General features: G+C 78.0%; 1 pseudogene. It reads left to right on the top strand.

What is annotated here, in order from left to right:
• Positions 1 to 472: pseudogene (locus AC30CM_RS27015) on the top strand (AAA family ATPase); the annotation flags it as partial.

The following is a 472-nucleotide window of genomic DNA, read 5'->3' as shown; positions in this document are numbered from 1 at the left end:
CACCGGAGCGGTGCTCGCCGCGGCCCGCACCGCCCTGGCGCAGGCGCTGACCGCCGCGGGGGTCGACGACGTCGACGCCGCGCGCGAGCTGGATGCCCAGCGCCGCGAGGTCACCTCCCTGCGCCAACGGTTGCAGGCCGCCCGCGACGCGCTGCTCGGCGACGACGACCTCGACGCCCTGCGCCGTCGGTCGGCCACGCTCGACGCCGAATTGCCGGACGACACCAGCGATCCCGAAGAGGCCCGCGTCGCGCTCGAGGAGTCCGTGGCGGCACACGGGGCGGCACGGGCCGCCGCTACGGCACTGCGTGACGCGGCCGCCGCGGCCGCCACGACGATGACCGAGAGGGCGACGCGGGCCACCACGCTGCGCGAGGGCATCGACACCGCCCGCGCACGGGTGGCGGCCATCGCCGAGCGGCTGCACACCAGTCGTGCCGCGGTGGCCGACGACGTCCTGCGCGAGCGCGCC

This window comes from Mycobacterium sp. DHQP2018-32-09 (assembly GCF_058148405.1).
This window is presented reverse-complemented; position numbering and strand designations above follow the sequence as displayed.